The organism is Bacillus sp. YH3-2-B2 (assembly GCF_053663335.1).
On record NZ_JBSJQE010000005.1, the window covers coordinates 1 to 15,051 of the forward strand.

Consider the following 15,051-nt stretch of genomic DNA (forward strand, 5'->3'; position numbering starts at 1 on the left):
GTGTCTCAGTCCCAGTGTGGCCGATCACCCTCTCAGGTCGGCTACGCATCGTTGCCTTGGTGAGCCGTTACCTCACCAACTAGCTAATGCGCCGCGGGTCCATCTGTAAGTGGTAGCCGAAGCCACCTTTTATGTCTGAAGCATGCGGTTCAAACAACCATCCGGTATTAGCCCCGGTTTCCCGGAGTTATCCCAGTCTTACAGGCAGGTTACCCACGTGTTACTCACCCGTCCGCCGCTAACATCAGGGAGCAAGCTCCCATCTGTCCGCTCGACTTGCATGTATTAGGCACGCCGCCAGCGTTCGTCCTGAGCCAGGATCAAACTCTCCGATAAATGGATCACAGACTAAGTTCACTGCATCCTGCAGTAACGTCTGTGTGATCTGCATCATGCAGACCTTAGTTTGACTGACTACGCACATCGCTGTGCGATTTATTTAAAACTTTGAATTAACAGGTACGTTTTGTCTTGTTTAGTTTTCAAAGATCATCTCAACCTCATCTCGAGGCGACTTTTTCAGTATAACATTTCAGCGTTTTGCTGTCAAATGTTTTTTGTTTTTATTTCTCCGCCGCTGTGAGCTTTTTGGTGAAGCGCATCAGCGACGTTTAATAATATACCATGCCTATGATTCAGCGTCAACACTTTTTTTGAAAGAATATCCTCGATGATATACTTCCTGCCCTTTGGTCTCTATTTGAGATACTTCAACAAAGCCTTTTTCCGTCAGGTAATCAAGCATGACACCGAGATCTTGGGTGAAGTGCACCAGTTCAGGGTGCTGAAGCAATTCTCCAAACTGCCACATTTCTTTTTCTTTCATCACTTGAAAAAGGTGCGCAGAACCGATTTCAGCTTTTGAATGGATGAGAAAATCATTTGCTAAGAATAATAATTCAAGCCTTTTCTCCAAGCTTTCGTGACTCTCGACAAGTTCGGAATATAGCTTATATACCTGCGGCTCAATGTGACGGACCTGGTTCCAGACTGTCGTTTCGGGATAAAACCCCCGGTCAATCACTTCTATGCGGGCCAAGTGGTGAAGAGCGTGCACTACCGCATAATATGCATCCAGAAAATGATCAGCTTCAAAAAACGCTTTTCCTTCTACAAATCTTCTGATCAGCTTGCCGTATTCCATTCCGATCTTTAATTTCCGCTCGGCGAAAGGAAAAGTGCTGAGCCGGTCATTGAGTTCAGATATATATTCATTGCGGTCAAACAGCACTTTACCGTTGATGATCCAATCTATGACTCTTCTATTTGTCCCAAGCAGAATCCATTCCTGAAGCAGAGCATCCGTTACAATATGTAAAGAAGCGGTTTTGTGTTCGAATTCATAATGCTTTATAAAAAGAGGTTCATCAGCCTGTTTGACAATGACAAGCATGACCGCATCAAAGTTATCCGTGATGGATGATGCTTTACTCCTTCTCTCAATCATAAGGACGGCCAGCGTATCGGGATGACTTGCTCTTTCTTGGTAAATTGGACGGAGAAGATTGTCCATTACGATTCCTCCAATGCGATTGTTTCACTAGCTATTGTTTCTACATTTCTATGATAAAACATGAAAGTCCTTTTTTCTAAACACATTGCACTATTATAACAAATTTCCTTTCAGGTGCCATATTTATTCTTCCCTTTTCTTACGAAAACATGAAGAATATGCCATCTGTTTTGTGCTATAGTTAAACGAGAGGGGGATGGACATGGCGAAATACTCAAGCAAAATTAATAAGATCAGAACGTTTGCGTTAAGTTTGGTTTTCGTTGGGTTTATCATTATGTACATCGGGCTGTTCTTTAAGCAGTCTGTTTTGCTTGCCAGCTTGTTTATGATTCTCGGCCTGCTGTCGATCGGACTCAGCACCGCCGTTTATTTTTGGATCGGCATGCTGTCCACAAAAGCGATCCGGGTGATGTGCCCCGCTTGCGAGAAAGAAACGAAGATTCTGGGCAGAGTGGATATGTGCATGCATTGCAGAGAGCCGCTTACATTGGATAAAGGATTGGAAGGCAAAGCGTTCGATGAGTCTTATAACAGAAAAAACAGTGTAAAATAAACGAAGCTGACCGTATCAAAGCGGTCAGCTTCGTTTAGTGGTTTTCTTTTTTGGAACATTCTTGGCAGACGCCGTAAATCTCCAAACGGTGGTGGCTTACCTTAAACCCTGTGACGTGAGCAGCAAGCTGTTCCACTTCGTCAAGCCCGGGATAATGGAAGTCCACGATTTTTCCGCAGCTTTCACAAATGGCGTGATAATGGTCAGAGGTGACAAAGTCAAATCTGCTGGACGCATCTCCGTACGTCAGTTCCTTTACAAGCCCCGCTTCCCGGAATACACGCAAATTGTTATACACTGTCGCAACACTCATATTAGGGAATTTCCCTTCCAAGGCTTTATATATATCGTCCGCTGTCGGATGTGCCATAGAATCCACGAGATATTCCAGAATGGCATGACGTTGAGGAGTAATCCGGACTCCCGTATCCTTCAACGTGTCTAAGGCTTCTTTTAATTCATGTGCAGCCATCCGTCATGCACCTCTCTTCTAAAAAAGATTCTTACTTTATAATGTTTATAATTAGTGTACATCTTTTTCCGGTCTCCTGTCAAATGTAATCTGAAGAAAACCCCGTGAGTTCAGCATTTGTCCATTAATTAGACGCAATTTGTTCCAATTCGCGAAGCGCCTCGGCAACGTGATCTTTCACTTTTACCTTTCTCCACTCCTTCACAAGACGGCCTTCTTTGTCTAACAAAAAAGTGGATCGCTCGATACCCATATATTCTTTCCCAAAATTCTTCTTCAGCTTCCACACATCAAAAGCTTCCGCCAGTTTGTGCTCATCATCAACGAGGAGCTGGAAAGGAAGATCGTGTTTTTGCTTAAATTTTTCATGTTTATCACGGCTGTCAGTGCTTACTCCGATGATAACCGCATCAAGTCCCGCGAAACTTTCGTGCTGATCACGGAAATCACATGCTTCCGTCGTGCATCCGGGTGTCATGTCTTTCGGATAAAAATAGAGAACGACGTACTTCCCTTTAAAATCCGTCAGTGCTACTTCATCCCCGCTGTCATTCACTAATTTCATATCCGGTGCTGTTTGTCCGATTTCAATCGTCATTTCTTATACCTCCGGGTTTTTTATTAAGCGTATCCAATTCACGTTAAGATTACAACCGTTATCCCCCCGCTCTTTTCTGGAAGCATGAACCGTTGTGCTCGCAATGAAGCATGCTACAATAGAACATGATGTAAGGAGATATTAGGAGGGTCATTTTTTGTATACAAAATCAGTTGAACTTCATAAGGAAGCGTTAGAGCATATCGTCGGGGGTGTGAACAGCCCGTCCAGATCCTATAAAGCGGTAGGCGGCGGTTCACCCGTTGCGATGGAAAAAGCGAACGGCGCTTATTTCTGGGATGTAGACGGGAATCAGTATATCGATTATTTAGCGGCTTACGGCCCGATTATTACCGGACATGCCCATCCGCATATTACTGAAGCGATTAAAACAGCGGCTGAAAACGGCGTGCTGTACGGGACGCCGACCAAACATGAGGTCACTTTCGCCAAAATGCTGAAGGAGGCCATTCCTTCACTTGATAAAGTACGATTCGTAAACTCAGGCACTGAAGCGGTGATGACAACGATCCGGGTTGCACGCGCTTATACAGGCCGCACAAAAATCATTAAATTCGCCGGCTGCTATCACGGCCATTCTGATCTCGTACTTGTCGCTGCGGGTTCCGGCCCGTCTACGCTCGGCACCCCTGATTCCGCCGGCGTGCCGAAAAGCATCGCCAATGAGGTGATTACCGTTCCTTTCAATGACATTGAAAGCTACAAAGCCGCGCTGGATAAATGGGGTTCAGAAATTGCAGCGGTTCTCGTCGAGCCGATCGTCGGCAACTTCGGCATCGTTGAACCTGAAGAAGGATTTTTAGAACAGGTAAATGAGTTGACCCATAAAGCGGGCGCGCTCGTCATTTATGATGAAGTGATCACGGCGTTCCGTTTTATGTACGGAGGCGCGCAGGATCTTCTTCAAGTGAAGCCTGATTTAACGGCGCTCGGTAAAATTATCGGGGGCGGCTTGCCGATCGGCGCTTACGGAGGTAAAAAAGAGATCATGGAGCAGGTTGCTCCGCTCGGCCCGGCATATCAAGCCGGCACGATGGCCGGAAACCCGGCATCTATCCTATCAGGCATCGCCTGCCTGGAAGTGCTGAAGGAAGAAGGCGTTTACGAGCGGCTTGATGAGCTCGGCGCCAGACTTGAGCAGGGCATTCTCGCCCATGCGGAGACACATGGCATTACCATCACCGTCAACCGTTTAAAAGGCGCGCTCACGGTTTACTTCACTGATGAAAAGATCGTCAATTACGAGCAGGCGGAAAATACGGACGGAGAAGCATTCGCCAAGTTCTTCAAGCTGATGCTTGAGCGCGGGATCAATCTCGCTCCATCGAAGTATGAAGCTTGGTTTATCACAACCGCACATACTGAAGAGGATATCGACGCCACTTTACAAGCCGTTGAAGATGCGTTCAGACATATGAAAAAATAACTGCTGAAACAAGCGGGAGCCCGGGGCTTCCGCTTTTTCTTTTTGTCCGATTTGTGAGATAATGGTTTTTTCAAAAAAAGACCCTTGAATAATTGGTATGATCCCTGTATATTACTTTATTGTTTAGCAAATCAGCCGACAGGGAAATGTAAGTGTCAGCCGTTCGTTCGGCACATAATTTATTAGAGAAAGGAATGCACGCACAAACCAATGAAACTTGGTGCCCGCATTTTTAAAACAGGGATTGCGATTACGCTCGCGCTCTACTTAGCATCATGGATCGGACTTCCGTCGCCGATCTTTGCCGGGATTGCAGCTATATTTGCCATACAGCCCTCTATTTACAGGTCTTTTCTTATCATTATTGATCAGGTTCAGGCAAATATCATCGGCGCTGTCATCGCTACGGTATTCGGACTGATTTTCGGACCGAGTCCGATTATGATCGGATTGACCGCAGTGATTGTCATCACGATCATGTTAAAACTGAAAATTGAACACACCATTTCGATTGCGCTCGTGACGGTTATCGCGATTTTAGAAACACCGGGAAACAGCTTCCTGACGTTCGCTCTGATACGAACAAGCACCGTTATTTTAGGCGTGCTGTCTTCTTTTATTGTGAACCTTGTGTTTCTTCCGCCGAAATACGAAACGAAGCTGACTCATCATACGGTTGAATATACCGATGAGATCATGAAATGGATCAGGCTGACGATGCGTCAGTCCACGGAACACTCGATATTGAAAGAGGATATTGAGAAGCTGAAGGAAAAAATGATGAAGCTTGATCATACGTACCTTCTTTATAAAGAGGAGAGAAGCTACTTTAAGAAAACGACGTATGTAAAGTCGCGCAAGCTTGTTTTATTCAGACAGGCGATTATTACGGCAAATCGGGCGCTTGATACGCTGAAAAAGCTGCACCGCTATGAAAACGAGATTTATCATATGCCGGAGGAATTTCAGGAGACGCTGACAGAAGAAATTGATTATCTGCTTCATTGGCACGAAAGGATTCTGATGCGGACGGTCGGCAAGATCAAACCGCATGATGACGATGCTGAAGAAAGCATAAGATATAAACAGCTTTTGACGAAGTCTTTCTTGAAAAATCAGCAGAACTGCGAGGATGAACTGCTTGATTACAATATGCTCAGCATTATGGCTGCGGTTGCGGAATACCGCGAGCAGCTGGAGCATCTCGATACATTAATTACGAGTTTTCAGACATACCACCCGAAAGACAGCGAATTAGAAACAGACGAAGAGTAACCCGGTGCTTCCGTAAACCGGGTTTTTTTGCATTCAAAAAAACGTATGCCGCCCATTCGGACGGCATACGTTTTTGTATCAGTTCAAATTCTGAATCGTAAATAAGTGTCTGTACTGGCCGCCTCGGGCCATTAATTCCTCGTGCGTGCCGGTTTCGACGACGGCGCCGTTTTCCATGACGACAATTTTATCCGCGTGGGTAATCGTGGACAGCCTGTGGGCGACGATAAAAGTCGTCCGGTTTTTCGCAAGCTTTTCCATCGCTTCCTGAATGTAGTGTTCACTTTCAAGATCAAGAGCCGATGTCGCTTCATCCAAAATCAGCAGCGGCGGATTTTTTAAGAATACACGGGCGATCGAAATCCGCTGCTTCTGCCCGCCTGACAATTTGACGCCCCGTTCGCCGACTTTGGTTTCGTAGCCTTCGGGGAAGTTCATAATAAATTCATGGGCATTTGCCGCTTTCGCAGCCGCAACCACCTCATCCAGAGACGCTCCCGGTTTACCGATGGCGATATTTTCACGAATCGTCTCACTGAACAGAAACGTATCCTGAAGCACCATTCCGACTTGATTGCGGAGGCTTCTCGCTTCATAATCGCGAATATCTGTGCCGTCAATCAGCAGGCTGCCGCCGGATACATCATAAAAACGCGGTATGAGGCTGACAAGCGTCGATTTTCCGCCGCCGCTCATCCCGACGAGCGCGACGGTTTCCCCTTTTGTCACCTTTAAGGAAACGTCCTGCAAAATCGTTTCTTTTCCTTCCTCATAACGGAACGAGACATTTCGGAATTCAACTTCGCCCTTAATGCCGTCAGCTTTTAGTGCATTCGGTTTATCAGTCAGTTCATACGGCTCGTCGATAAATTCAAATATGCGGTCCATTGAAGCGATCGACTGGGTCAGCGTCGTCGATGAGTTGATCAATCTTCTGACCGGATTGTACATTCTGTCAATATAGCCGACGAACGCAACCATCGTCCCTACCGTCAGCGGGCCGTTTATGACAAAATAACCCGCAAATGCGATAACGAGCAGCGGCGCCAAATCCGTAATGGTGTTCACGACCGCGAACGTTTTCGCGTTCCAATTCGTATGACGGATCGCTTTGTCCAGAAAATGTCCGTTTTTTTCATCAAAATTGGCTTGTTCATAATCTTCAATGGCGAAACTTCTGATAACGGGCATCCCCTGAACTCTTTCGTGCAAATGTCCCTGAACTTGGGCGAGTGCCTGAGAACGCTCACGTGTCAGTTTTCGGAGGCGGCCGTAAAAGTATTTCACTGAAATTCCGTATAACGGAAACAAAATGACAGATATCAATGTCAGCTTGACATCGAGTGTAAACATAATACAGATGACGATCAGCACCGTCATCATATCAAGCCAGATATTCATCAGTCCCGTTATGACAAAGTCTTTTGTCTGTTCGACATCATTTATCACCCGGGAAATGACTTCGCCCGTTCTCGTGTTTGCATAAAACCTCAGGCTCAATTTTTGAATATGATCGAACAATACCCCCCTGATATCGTAGAGCACCCGGCTGCCCGTCCATTGCGCGAAGTATTGCCGATAGTACTCTACCGGGGGACGCAGAATTAAAAACAGCACGAACATGATGCCCATTATCGTGAATAGCGATGATGTTTTAGCGCTTGCCGTTCCGCTCCCTTGAATAATGTCATCGACCACGTATTTTAACAGAAGCGGGAGAGCCAGCGGGATGGAGAATTTTATAATGCCGATTAACACTGTGATAAAAATTTGTTTTTTATAAGGTTTTACAAATTGCATATAGCGTCTGATTACGCCCACACTTTATCCCCCTCTCTCTTTAAGGCGTGTGAGCCCATGTGAAAAACCTGTTGACACCCCAACAGGTTTTTTATTGTATTCTTTATTTTGTATAGCGCAGATACCGTTCATACCACATATCTACAAATTCCGGAGCAAACGGTCCTTTCCGCTGATGAATCCAGTGCAGCAGCGTATTCAGATACTCCTTCAGAATGCTGTCGATCTCTTTAGGGTAATTCATTGATTTGCGGTGGTCATCGTATTCATCCTCGTCAAGAATGTTATATGTCATATCCGGAAACACCTTGACATCCAAATCGTAATCAATATATTTGATGGCCTCTCCGTCATAAGCGAACGGCGAGCTGATGTTGCAATAATAGTGTACCCCGTCATCTCTCAGCATTCCGATGACGTTAAACCACTGACGGGCATGAAAGTAGCAGATCGCCGGTTCTCTCGTCACCCACGTCCGTCCGTCGGATTCCGTCACCATTGTCCGGTCGTTAGCTCCGATGATACACAATTCCGTACTTTTTAAAATCGTCGTTTCATTCCAAATTCGATGAAGCAGCCCGTTATGCTTATAGCTGTGAATTTGAATGGTTTCTCCTTCCTTGGGATATCCCATATTTCTCCCCTACTTTCTGTAAAGCCCTGCAGTCAATGCAGCCGCAATTGCTTTCCGACAAGTCTTTTCACTATTATAACGTTACGAATTAAAAAATGAAAATAAAAGAACCACTCCGCTTCCGGAATGGCACATTCATTTCTGCACATAGGAAGACGGCTTTTCCGTGCTGCGATAAGACTGGATGACTTGCTCTGTCTGCCTTTGGAATAACTCCTGTATGCCGGCCAGGTCTTTTCGCTTTGTCGCAATTTCGTCCTGTACATTGTTCAGCTTTGCATCTCTTTCCAGACTGATGAGTTCCGCTTCCACCTGCCGGCAGCGGTCAAGTTCTGACTGCAGCTCGAGAAGCTGATCCATGATTTTCATCTGTTCACTTACAAGCTTTTCAAACTCTGACATCGGGTTCCTCCTTAGGCTTTTAGGTTGATACTCCTTACCATTTCGATTTTACGCCGGAAAACCCTTTGACTCATTCTGTAGAGGAATCACAAGTTTTGTCGTTTTGGCAACAGAAAAAAGCACTTCCATCCGAAGATGAAGTGCTTTTTCGTTTCAGTGATTAGCTGTTTTGCTGTTTGTTTTGTTCAGCAGATTGGTTTTGCTTTCTAACCTGCTGCGCATCAGTTTCACTGCCGAATTCAGTGCCGTATTGACCCTGACCGGAAGCTGATTGCTGGTTTTGTTTTTTCACCTGCTGAACGTCTGTTTTGCTGTATTTTGAGTTTGCCATTGTTATCACCTCCACGCACTTTAGAATGCGCAGGAGACGATAAGGCTATTCATCTTTTTTAAAACTTATACGAGCAGAGAGCGTCCGCCGTCAATAATGATGGTCTGGCCGCGGATCATGTCCGCTTTTGAAGAAACTAAAAACTCCACCGTGTCGATCATATCTTTAATCTCGACCATTCTGCCGGCCGGCGTATTTTGGCGGGCATCTTCCAGCAGTTCATCTCTGTTAGGGAAATGCTTCAGCGCGTCCGTATCAATCGCTCCGCCTGACACCGCGTTTACGATGATGTTTTTCGGAGAAAGCTCAACCGCCAGATAACGGGTTAACGATTCTAAAGCGGCTTTTGAGACACCGACCGTCGTATAGTTTTCAAGATAGCGGATGCTGCCGAGCGAGCTGATGCTGACGATGTGGCCGCCTCCGTTTTTCTCCATCATCTTTGCCGCTTCCTGGGCGCAGAAAAGCAATGCTTTCGCGTTGATATTCATCGTCCAGTCCCAGTGTGTTTCTTCGAGTTCCATAACCGGTCTCAGCACGCCTGAAGCCGCATTATTGACGAACACGTCCAGTCTGCCGAATGTTTCGTCAATCTGGCGGAACATGTCTTTGATTTTTGCCGGCTGGCCGACATTGGCTTTAATGACGAGCGTTTTAACGCCGAGTTTTTCAATTTCTTCGGCGGTTTCTAATGCCGCTTTTTTACTGCGGGCGTAATTGATGACGATATTGTATCCTTTTTCCGCGAGTCTGATGGCGGCTGCTTTCCCGACGCCTCGGCTGCTTCCCGTGATCAGTGCGCATTTATTTTGTTCCATTTTTCCTCAGCTCCTTGCTGTGTATAGTTCTTTTCATTCAACAAACAATAAAAGCAATATGTGTTGAAAGGGGTCTTTTATATGTATGTCGGACGTGATATGGGCGAATTGGCCATGATGCCCAAACAAGATTGGAGAGATTCAGAGCTCGCCTATTTCCATCATGCCTTCCAGCAAATTATGCCGTATTTAAACGAAGAAGGCCAGTCCAAATACCGGGAACTGATTCAGGAAATCGAAGCCCGCGGCGGACTGAAACGGAATGAAGCGGATTACGGCCACGGCACTCGCGTCAGCTATGACTGACGCTTTTTACAGGCGGCCGCTTTCTTCCGCCATTTTCCATATCTTTTGATGGGAAACGGGAAATGCGTATTCCTTGAGCTCCTCTTTTGTGACCCGTATGAATTCCGTTGTATCCGACACTTGTTTTACTTTACCGAAAAAGACCGAAATATTCCAGACGAGATGGGTGAAAACATGTTCTACGATGCCTTCCAGCTCCCCGATTTCAGCGGTTATTCCCATCTCTTTTTCTAAATAGGCTTCAAGCTGCTCTCTTTCGGTTTTGATTCCTTTCTGGGTTTCGGTATTCGGAAACTCCCACAGGTTGGCGAGCAAGCCTTTTGGCGGCCGTTTATGAATATAGACATCGCCTTGGTCGTCTGTCAGCACAACGGCTGCCATTGTTTTTATTCCGGGCTTTTTCTTTTTGCTTTTAACGGGCAGCTCCCGCTCTGTCCCTTCCGCAAATGCCGAACAGTGCTTTTGTACGGGGCAAAGCAGGCATGACGGCGATTTCGGGGTGCAGATGATCGCGCCGAGCTCCATTAAACCCTGATTGAATTCAGATGGTTTTTCATGAGAAATGAAAGCGGATACCGCCTGTTCGAAAATGGTTCTGGTTTTAGGTTTTGCGATATCGTCCCATATGGAAAGAATTCTCGACATGACACGCATCACATTGCCGTCTACGGCGGGAATCGGTTTGTTGTATGCGATGCTGAGCACGGCGCCTTTTGTATAAGGGCCGACGCCTTTCAGTCCGCCAAATTCCTTTTCCCCGGCAGGGACGACTCCCCCGTACCGCTCATGCACTTCTTTTACGGCACTTTGCAGATTTCTTACACGGGAGTAATAACCTAGCCCTTCCCAGGCTTTGAGCACTTTTTCCTCATCGGCTTCAGCGAGCGCCGAAACGGTCGGAAATTGCTCAACAAACCGCCGGAAATAAGGAATGACGGTATCTACGCGCGTCTGCTGCAGCATCACCTCTGACACCCACACCCGATACGGGTCCTGATTTTCTCTCCACGGCAGAATTCTCTGTTCTCTTTCGAACCATGTAATTAAGTCCTCGCGAAATTTGTCTATATCTTTTTGTTTCATTTTTTCTTCAAGTGCGTTCATATCTTCTCCTCAGATGTTTCGGGTTCCGCTTTTCTTGACACTGTATTTTGGTGTAAACTAAGGGCACGTTACGATAATATGTTACATTAAATAGTGATAAAGAAAAAGCGGAAACATATGAGAACGGCGGATAAACGCCATGATTGGGCAAACAGAAAATGGGGAATATCTTATAATGCGAAATATGCGGGCGGCTGATTTTTAACGCCTGCTAGGAGGTCAACAATGGATACTGGCACTCACGTTGTCATGGGTATCGCGCTTGGCGGAATCGCAACTCTTGATCCTGCCGTCGGCATGCACACCCCCATGTCTCAGGCAGTTATGATCGCCGCGCTTGCCGGCTCTCAGGCACCTGATATTGATACCATATTGAAGCTGAAAAATAATGCCGTTTATATTCGAAATCATAGAGGATTCACGCACTCCATTCCCGCCGTATTATTTTGGTCCGTTCTGATTCCGGGCATTTTGTTTATGTTTTATCCGGAAGCGAACTTTTTGCACCTGTGGCTGTGGACGCTTCTGGCTGTCGTTTTGCATGTGTTTGTTGACATTTTTAACGCGTACGGCACACAGGCCATCCGTCCGTTTTCGAGAAAATGGATCGCTCTCGGTTTAATCAATACCTTTGATCCGTTTATTTTCGTCAGCCACTTGGCCGCGATTGCCGTGTGGTATATCGGAGGTCATCCGGGCGTGACATTTCTGATGCTTTATATCATCCTCGCAGGATATTACGCCGTCCGGTTTTTGATGCAGCTGCGGATAAAGCGAAGGCTGCGCGAAATGATTGAAGAGGAGATTGAAACCATCATTATTTCGCCGACGATGAAATTCAGGCAGTGGCGTATCGCCGTGACGACGGCGCATGCCTTTTATGTCGGCAGAAGCCTTGACGGCCATGTCGTGATATTGGATACATTCAACCGCGTGCCCGTTCCGGAAACCGACGTGATGAAGGCCGCGAAACAGGACGAAAATATTGCAGCCTTTCTTTCATTTTCCCCCGTTTACAGGTGGGAGGTCGATACTTTTAAAGATCATTATGAGGTGCGCTTTATTGATTTGCGCTACCGGAGCAAAGGCCACTATCCTTTTGTCGCCATCGTCCACCTCAGTCATGATTTAGAGCTTCTCTCTTCCTACACGGGCTGGATTTTCAGCGAGGAAAAACTGCAGAAAAAATTAAAGCTCGGCTCTGTTTAAGAGCCGGGCTTTTTTTGTCTTCTCACATATATAGCGGCAAACACGAGACTGATCACCGATAGGGCGGCCGCGGGTTTAAAAAACGGCGGGTAATACGTTAATTGAATATCGTTTTTTCCTTTTTGCGCTTTAAATCCGATAAAGGAATAATCCGCTTTTTCAATCTGTTCTTTTCTGCCGTTTATCTTCAGCTCCCAGCCTTTTTCATATGAAATCGGAAGCATGATATACGGTGCGCGGGTTTTGTTTTCATACGAGATATGAAGCGTATTTCCGCGCCATCTGAGATCGGCCCGCGGTTCTTTTTCCGCTTTTCGGTATGCGTTTTTCAGCGTATCGTACCGTTCTTCGTAAAGCGCCAGTCTGTCAAGCTGATACGATCCTTTCGGCAGACGGATTTGGATATTTTTTGTTTTCGGCACTCTGACAGTAAGATCGTTGACACCTGTTTTGTAAATGGATTGATTCGATTTTCTCGTTGTCGTGTAATCGTTCACTTTTAATGTAAAGCCCTGGTCCTTCGCTTTATTCTTCAAATAAAAGCTGACGTAATAATCGCCGCCGTCCATCTTAGCGGCTTGCGGCGTAATGATCAGGCCGCCGCCGTCTTCGTTTACCGTCAGGATGCCGTCTTGATAATCCGCATGGTCGGCCGTTACCTTTGCCTGACGGATCATATTTTTCGCCTCAGGCGCTTTTTTCGTGTTGGCTGTGCTTGATTCCGTGATGATCCCGTCAAGCATTGCCCGTTCTCTGGCAAGGGCGGGCGCTTTTTTCAGACCGTCCTCGTTATATACGCGATCAGCTGTCCGTACGAACGGAAGCATATATTGATTTTGATAAACCGCATAATGGGATGATTCCATGGTTTTTTTGAACCCGTACGGCACGCCGGCCTCGTTTGTTTTTTCCGTCATATAATATTTTCCGTAAAGCAGGCTGTATAAATTAGCCCTGTTTCCTAATGTCGCATAGCGGCTGACGCTTTCTCTGCCCATATCAATCCGGAGATCGTTCCAGTAAAAGGACAGCAGATTGCGGTTCAGAATGCTTGAGTATACGCTGAATCCGTTGAACCCGTAAATGATCGGGGTGTTATTGAAAACACCGTTCATCCAATCTAAACGGGCAAACGGATCAGGGTCTTTTTCTTTCAGACGCTGAATAAGCTCTGTTTGTTCTTTGCCCTTATAGTCAGGACCCGTCATAAAGGTATGCGATACCGTATAAATCTTCCCGCCTTCTGATAACGCATATTTTTCATATGTATTAGCCGTCAGCACCGCCGTCAAGAGAATGACGGCATAGACGGCGGGCACCGCGCCTTTCAGTCTTGTCTTTGCTGCAAGGAAAGCGGCAATGGTCAGCCCCAGAAGGAGCAGGATAGGCAGGTTGGCCTGATCAGAAATATCCAGGCTGAACCGTCTCACTTGGCTCCAATAGAGCAGAACGGCGAGTACGGCGGATATCAGCATACTCTTCATGCTGATGTCTGAAAGCTTAGAAAGCCCTGCTGCAACCGTTCCCGCAATCGTGAAGCACAGGACGTATTCAAACCTGTTTTGCGGAGCTGAAAAACCGTTAAAGGCGCTTGCCGCAAACGGACTGAAGTGAAACAGAATGTACAGCAGACTGATTCCCGCAAACAGCCGGAACAGCCGGTTTTTATATAAAGAAAATGTAAATAGAAAAAGTAAAAAAACCGCCGGCAGAATGATTATCCGGCTTGAAAATAAAATGTTGTCGGAAAAATCAAGCCATGCAATTTGCTCTGAATACGGCGGCCGCAGATTATGAAGATATCCGTATACGACAGGGATAAAGGAGACTGCGCTTATGCCGAAGCCGAGCAGGCCTGACAGAATAAACATTCTGCATTGAGTGAGCTTTTTGACTTCATTGTCTTCAAGATGAATGGTCCATCTGAATAAGATGTAAATGCCGATGAAAATCAGATTAATATACGCAAAATAAAAGTTGTTGATCAATGTCAGCGCACAGGCGAAGATAAACCACGCCGGCTTTTTTTCCCTGATGATTTTTTCCGCGCCGAGCACGAGCAGCGGCAGCCACACCATACTGTCAGTGAAAAAGTCCCAATACACCTCATGCCGGAAGTAGATAATCGAGACCCCGTACAACACGGCGCCGGCAAAAGCAGGCACCGTCCGTTTGACGAAATAGCGGAACACACACGCCGCCGTGAATATGATAAAACTCTGCTTGGCGATGCTGATAAAAACGGAGGCCTGCGCCCAAAACAGCGCATCAGCCTCACCCGTCAGCTGAATAAGCTGCAAAAAGCGGACAGCGGCGGAGATAAACAGGAATAGAAAAGAAGTAGAGAAATAATAGCCGAGCTGACTGTACACTCCCCCGCCCAGTCCGAACGAATAGCTGTAAAACAGCCTGCCGTTCATATATTGATCAAACAGCAGCTTTTTGAAGACCGCCATTTGGGCGATCCCGTCTCCAGACCCCGTCATATAGCGGCCTGCCGACCACTCTTTTAAGAAAAAAATATGAGCGGCTGCCGCAGCCAGCACACAGGCTGCCGGCAAGATCCATTTATTTTTTTTCATACAA

Annotated in this window: 14 protein-coding genes, 1 rRNA gene and 1 pseudogene; 5 read left to right on the forward strand and 11 right to left on the reverse strand. The window is 46.4% G+C overall.

Features of this window, described 5'->3' with window-relative positions; translation table 11 throughout:
• Both ACWJJX_RS16755 and ACWJJX_RS16760 read right to left on the reverse strand, forming a co-directional pair.
• Nucleotides 1-336: ribosomal RNA gene (locus tag ACWJJX_RS16755) — 16S ribosomal RNA — on the reverse strand; the annotation flags it as partial.
• Between the two features lie 292 nt (nucleotides 337-628).
• Nucleotides 629-1,513 (reverse strand): nucleotidyltransferase-like protein, encoded by an 885-nt coding sequence (locus ACWJJX_RS16760; protein WP_003155463.1) that lies wholly within the window; start codon nucleotides 1,511-1,513, stop codon nucleotides 629-631.
• Nucleotides 1,514-1,715: 202 nt separating this feature from the next.
• On the opposite strand from ACWJJX_RS16760, the gene ACWJJX_RS16765 reads away from it, so the two are divergent.
• Complete coding sequence (locus ACWJJX_RS16765) at nucleotides 1,716-2,069, forward strand: YgzB family protein (RefSeq protein ID WP_077721967.1); 354 nt, start codon at nucleotides 1,716-1,718, stop codon at nucleotides 2,067-2,069.
• Between the two features lie 34 nt (nucleotides 2,070-2,103).
• Here the strand turns inward: ACWJJX_RS16765 and perR are convergent, their stop codons facing one another.
• Together perR and bcp are read right to left on the reverse strand one after the other, a co-directional pair.
• Nucleotides 2,104-2,541, reverse strand: coding sequence for a peroxide-responsive transcriptional repressor PerR (perR, locus tag ACWJJX_RS16770; protein WP_003155465.1), 438 nt, complete (start codon nucleotides 2,539-2,541; stop codon nucleotides 2,104-2,106).
• A 124-nt stretch (nucleotides 2,542-2,665) separates the two neighbouring features.
• Nucleotides 2,666-3,139: a thioredoxin-dependent thiol peroxidase gene (gene bcp, locus ACWJJX_RS16775; RefSeq protein WP_146283699.1), complete on the reverse strand. Its 474-nt coding sequence runs from the start codon at nucleotides 3,137-3,139 to the stop codon at nucleotides 2,666-2,668.
• 157 nt (nucleotides 3,140-3,296) lie between these two features.
• Between bcp and ACWJJX_RS16780 the strand changes: the two genes are divergently transcribed.
• Both ACWJJX_RS16780 and ACWJJX_RS16785 read left to right on the forward strand, forming a co-directional pair.
• Nucleotides 3,297-4,586: a glutamate-1-semialdehyde 2,1-aminomutase gene (locus ACWJJX_RS16780; RefSeq protein ID WP_007408567.1), complete on the forward strand. Its 1,290-nt coding sequence runs from the start codon at nucleotides 3,297-3,299 to the stop codon at nucleotides 4,584-4,586.
• A gap of 210 nt (nucleotides 4,587-4,796) precedes the next feature.
• Complete coding sequence (locus ACWJJX_RS16785; RefSeq protein ID WP_003155468.1) at nucleotides 4,797-5,861, forward strand: aromatic acid exporter family protein; 1,065 nt, start codon at nucleotides 4,797-4,799, stop codon at nucleotides 5,859-5,861.
• Between the two features lie 78 nt (nucleotides 5,862-5,939).
• Here ACWJJX_RS16785 and ACWJJX_RS16790 read toward each other — a convergent pair whose 3' ends face one another.
• The 5 genes and pseudogenes from ACWJJX_RS16790 to fabL form a co-directional block, all read right to left on the reverse strand.
• Complete coding sequence (locus ACWJJX_RS16790) at nucleotides 5,940-7,682, reverse strand: ABC transporter ATP-binding protein (protein WP_145956745.1); 1,743 nt, start codon at nucleotides 7,680-7,682, stop codon at nucleotides 5,940-5,942.
• A gap of 82 nt (nucleotides 7,683-7,764) precedes the next feature.
• On the reverse strand, nucleotides 7,765-8,295 hold the full coding sequence (ntdP, locus tag ACWJJX_RS16795) for a nucleoside tri-diphosphate phosphatase (protein WP_003155475.1): 531 nt from the start codon (nucleotides 8,293-8,295) through the stop codon (nucleotides 7,765-7,767).
• Between the two features lie 135 nt (nucleotides 8,296-8,430).
• The gene (locus tag ACWJJX_RS16800; RefSeq protein WP_102421933.1) at nucleotides 8,431-8,697 is read right to left on the reverse strand and encodes a YgaB family protein; all 267 of its coding nucleotides are present in this window, start codon (nucleotides 8,695-8,697) and stop codon (nucleotides 8,431-8,433) included.
• Between the two features lie 160 nt (nucleotides 8,698-8,857).
• Nucleotides 8,858-9,010, reverse strand: a pseudogene (locus ACWJJX_RS16805) (gamma-type small acid-soluble spore protein); the annotation flags it as partial.
• An 83-nt stretch (nucleotides 9,011-9,093) separates the two neighbouring features.
• Entirely contained in the window at nucleotides 9,094-9,846 is a 753-nt protein-coding gene (gene fabL / locus ACWJJX_RS16810) for an enoyl-[acyl-carrier-protein] reductase FabL (protein ID WP_003155478.1), read from the reverse strand.
• Between the two features lie 81 nt (nucleotides 9,847-9,927).
• Between fabL and ACWJJX_RS16815 the strand changes: the two genes are divergently transcribed.
• A complete protein-coding gene (locus ACWJJX_RS16815; protein ID WP_003155479.1) occupies nucleotides 9,928-10,152 on the forward strand; it encodes a hypothetical protein in 225 nt (74 codons plus the stop codon).
• A gap of 6 nt (nucleotides 10,153-10,158) precedes the next feature.
• Here ACWJJX_RS16815 and mutY read toward each other — a convergent pair whose 3' ends face one another.
• Entirely contained in the window at nucleotides 10,159-11,256 is a 1,098-nt protein-coding gene (mutY, locus tag ACWJJX_RS16820; RefSeq protein ID WP_252206737.1) for an A/G-specific adenine glycosylase, read from the reverse strand.
• Nucleotides 11,257-11,481: 225 nt separating this feature from the next.
• Between mutY and ACWJJX_RS16825 the strand changes: the two genes are divergently transcribed.
• Complete coding sequence (locus ACWJJX_RS16825) at nucleotides 11,482-12,465, forward strand: metal-dependent hydrolase (protein WP_003155481.1); 984 nt, start codon at nucleotides 11,482-11,484, stop codon at nucleotides 12,463-12,465.
• On the opposite strand, the gene ACWJJX_RS16830 is transcribed toward ACWJJX_RS16825, so the two are convergent.
• Complete coding sequence (locus ACWJJX_RS16830) at nucleotides 12,462-15,047, reverse strand: YfhO family protein (protein WP_454023128.1); 2,586 nt, start codon at nucleotides 15,045-15,047, stop codon at nucleotides 12,462-12,464. The two genes, ACWJJX_RS16825 and ACWJJX_RS16830, sit on opposite strands and share 4 nt — an antisense overlap.
• Nucleotides 15,048-15,051 lie beyond the last annotated feature (4 nt).

Excerpts from the sequence above, each read along its gene's own strand:
- ntdP (WP_003155475.1), bottom strand. The coding sequence starts at position 8,295 with ATGGGATATCCCAAGGAAGGAGAAACCATTCAAATTCACAGCTATAAG.
- mutY (WP_252206737.1), bottom strand. The coding sequence starts at position 11,256 with ATGAACGCACTTGAAGAAAAAATGAAACAAAAAGATATAGACAAATTT.
- perR (WP_003155465.1), bottom strand. The coding sequence starts at position 2,541 with ATGGCTGCACATGAATTAAAAGAAGCCTTAGACACGTTGAAGGATACG.
- ACWJJX_RS16760 (WP_003155463.1), bottom strand. The coding sequence starts at position 1,513 with ATGGACAATCTTCTCCGTCCAATTTACCAAGAAAGAGCAAGTCATCCC.
- ACWJJX_RS16785 (WP_003155468.1), top strand. The coding sequence starts at position 4,797 with ATGAAACTTGGTGCCCGCATTTTTAAAACAGGGATTGCGATTACGCTC.
- ACWJJX_RS16815 (WP_003155479.1), top strand. The coding sequence starts at position 9,928 with ATGTATGTCGGACGTGATATGGGCGAATTGGCCATGATGCCCAAACAA.
- bcp (WP_146283699.1), bottom strand. The coding sequence starts at position 3,139 with ATGACGATTGAAATCGGACAAACAGCACCGGATATGAAATTAGTGAAT.
- ACWJJX_RS16765 (WP_077721967.1), top strand. The coding sequence starts at position 1,716 with ATGGCGAAATACTCAAGCAAAATTAATAAGATCAGAACGTTTGCGTTA.
- ACWJJX_RS16800 (WP_102421933.1), bottom strand. The coding sequence starts at position 8,697 with ATGTCAGAGTTTGAAAAGCTTGTAAGTGAACAGATGAAAATCATGGAT.
- fabL (WP_003155478.1), bottom strand. The coding sequence starts at position 9,846 with ATGGAACAAAATAAATGCGCACTGATCACGGGAAGCAGCCGAGGCGTC.
- ACWJJX_RS16825 (WP_003155481.1), top strand. The coding sequence starts at position 11,482 with ATGGATACTGGCACTCACGTTGTCATGGGTATCGCGCTTGGCGGAATC.
- ACWJJX_RS16830 (WP_454023128.1), bottom strand. The coding sequence starts at position 15,047 with ATGAAAAAAAATAAATGGATCTTGCCGGCAGCCTGTGTGCTGGCTGCG.